The organism is Bartonella queenslandensis AUST/NH15, from assembly GCF_000312585.1.
Classification (GTDB): domain Bacteria; phylum Pseudomonadota; class Alphaproteobacteria; order Rhizobiales; family Rhizobiaceae; genus Bartonella; species Bartonella queenslandensis_A.
The window spans coordinates 1-2,771 of sequence record NZ_HE998013.1 but is presented as its reverse complement, the minus strand read 5'-3'; the positions used below and the strand labels follow the sequence as shown (position 1 = coordinate 2,771).

Below are 2,771 nucleotides of genomic sequence, written 5' to 3'. Positions count from 1 at the left end.
GAAGAATTATTTTTAGGATCGCTTTTGTACAAAAAAATCTTTAAGTAATTGAGCAGCTTCTTTTTCCTTAAAACCAGAATAAATCTCAGGTTTGTGATGACAGGTTGGTTGCTGGTAAAAACGTGGGCCATTTTCTATACCCCCCCCCTTAGAATCATTTGTTGCGTAATAGAGACGTCGTATACGTGCAAATGAAATGGCAGCAGCACACATAGCACAAGGCTCCAGTGTTACATAAAGATCGCAATCAGGAAGCCTTTCACTTTGCAATGTTTTGCAGGCCATACGGATTGCGCGTATTTCTGCGTGTCCTGTAGGATCATATGCGGATTTTATAAAATTGCCAGCGCGTGCAATGATAGTTTTCCCGCGTGTAATGACGGCACCTACGGGAACTTCATCTTTTTTTGCAGCCCATTGTGCTTCTAAAAGGGCTATTTCCATGGGTGTCAAAGTCATAATATTCTTTCTAACAAAGTCATAGAGAATTTAAAGGTTTTTCGATAAGAAATGCTATGGAATGAATAATTGATACGCTTTTATAATGAAGGGAATATCTCTATTTTAAAAATGTTTAAAACAAACTTTCAAATCAATAAATACATTACTGTCGTTAAAGGATAGAAAATGATCAATGATTATGCTACGTCCTCTTTCAGGATAAGCGGTATGGTGTATGTGAATAATTTTCTGAACATACTGGTAAAGAATGGTTTGAAACGCAAATGAATGAAAATAATGAGAGTGAACGGATTGCTAAAAGATTAGCACGTGCTGGTGTTGCCTCGCGTCGGGATGCAGAAATGATGATTGTTGCAGGTCGTGTTTCTGTGAATGGTGCCGTTGTGAAAACGCCTGCTTTTAATGTTAGCCGCTCTGATGTTATTAAAGTTGATGGCAAACCTTTATCTCCTATAGAACGAACGCGTTTATGGCTTTACCACAAGCCAGCAGGGCTTGTTACCACGAACCGTGATCCTGAAGGTAGACCTACAGTATTTAGTAATTTACCAAAAGGAATGCCGCGAGTTCTTTCTGTCGGAAGGCTTGACATTAACACAGAAGGCCTTTTGCTCTTAACCAATGATGGTGGCTTAGCGCGCGTATTAGAGCTTCCTGTAACGGGGTGGGTTCGTAAATACCGAGTCCGTGCTCATGGAAGAGTAAAGCAGAGTGCGTTGGATAATCTTAAAAATGGTATTGCGATTAATGGTATTTTCTATGGTTCAATTGAAGCATCAATTGAGCGTGAACAAGGGGCGAATATATGGCTTTCTGTCGCTTTGCGAGAAGGAAAAATCGTGAAATAAGAATGTTTTAGGGGCATTGGGATTATCAGTCAATCGGTTAATACGTGTATCTTATGGTCCATTTCATCTCTCTGATTTAGCAGAAGGGGCTGTGCAAGAATTAAAAGGCCGGATGTTACGTGATCAGTTAGGGGAGCGTTTGATTATGCAAGCCAATGCAGATTTTGATGCTCCTATTCTGAAACCCTTTTCAAATTCTGCAGTTGTCGCGGAAAAGCAAAGTCAGAAGGATCTTTCTGTTACAAATGATGGTTGGGTTTTCTCGAGTGAAAGAACGATACGGCGCAGATCAAGAGATGGTTCGGTTGAGCATGATCGCACACGATTAAGAGCAAAGTCTCATGAGAATGTGAATAAGGGAAAAAGTGAGCAAGGAAAAGCAGAGCGTTTTCTACCACGTTCTCGTCGTGCTAATGTTTGGATGGCTCCTGGTGCACGTCCGCAGAGTGCACGTAAGAAGTCTTCCTATAGTGAGGAGAAATCGCATGATCATAAGGGCGATTTTCCTGATAAAAAATCCTTTCATCGAGGTAAGGAAAAACGAAAAGACAATTACTTCCAGAAAGAAAAGGGGCATTTACAAAAAGAAAGTTGGGGAAGTTTTATTCAAAAACGTAGCAAAACATCTTATGATGAAGTGCGTACCTTTGGTAAGCAAGATCGCTTTTTAAAGGATAAAAAGAAAATGATAAAAGGTGGTCGTGATGAGCGTTCTTTTGAGAAAAAGAACAAGGTAAAATCATTTAGTGGTGCTATGAAAAAATCTAAATCATATGGTGATAGTGCAAAAACTTCGAAGCGGTTTGGAGGTCCACGTGCGGATCATCGGCGGTAAATTTGCTGGGCGTGTTTTGTTTTCGCCTATTGATCAGTCGATTCGCCCAACGAGTGATCGTACGCGTGAAAATCTTTTTAATATTCTTTCTAGCCGTGAAGAACAATTTTGGACCAATAAACGCATTCTCGATCTATTTGCTGGTACTGGTGCTTTAGGTATCGAAGCACTTTCGCGTGGAGCAAAGGCTGCTGTTTTTGTTGAAAACTCGGTTGAGGGGCGTGGGTTGCTTCAAAAAAATATCGAAGCCTTTGAATTACAGTCGATAGGACGGATTTTGCGCCGTGATGCAACCAAACTTGGCAATATTGGAACAATGCTTCCATTCGATGTTATCTGTGCTGATCCTCCCTATAGCCGTTGTTTAGGAGAACGTGCTTTTGTAGAAGCTTTGCGAGGGGGCTGGGCAAAAGCTGATACACTCTTTATACTTGAAGAAAAGAAAGATACAATCATTCATTTACCTGACGTGTTTTATCTAGATGATGAGCGTTTTTATGGTGAGACAGCAATACGTCTTTATAAATTACGATCGCTTACATCTTGAGAAAGTTCTTTTTTATCCGGTATGACGAAAAAACGCTTCTTTACAGTTTCTTTTATTTTATATGGTTTCTTTAAAGGTT

At 40.1% G+C, this 2,771-nt stretch carries 2 protein-coding genes and 1 pseudogene; 2 read left to right on the top strand and 1 reads right to left on the bottom strand.

Translation table 11 applies throughout. From position 1 onward, the window contains the following. Positions 1–12: 12 nt before the first annotated feature. Positions 13–459, bottom strand: a complete 447-nt coding sequence (locus tag BN338_RS08135; RefSeq protein WP_039760880.1) for a nucleoside deaminase — start codon at positions 457–459, stop codon at positions 13–15. Between the two features lie 266 nt (positions 460–725). On the opposite strand from BN338_RS08135, the pseudogene BN338_RS08130 reads away from it, so the two are divergent. After that, positions 726–2,145 (top strand): annotated as a pseudogene (locus BN338_RS08130) (pseudouridine synthase). Then, a complete protein-coding gene (gene rsmD / locus BN338_RS08125; protein ID WP_039760878.1) occupies positions 2,126–2,692 on the top strand; it encodes a 16S rRNA (guanine(966)-N(2))-methyltransferase RsmD in 567 nt (188 codons plus the stop codon). The pseudogene BN338_RS08130 and the gene rsmD overlap by 20 nt, the downstream one beginning before the upstream one ends. The last annotated feature ends 79 nt before the right edge of the window (positions 2,693–2,771 follow it).

Excerpts from the sequence above, each read along its gene's own strand:
- BN338_RS08135 (WP_039760880.1), bottom strand. The coding sequence starts at position 459 with ATGACTTTGACACCCATGGAAATAGCCCTTTTAGAAGCACAATGGGCT.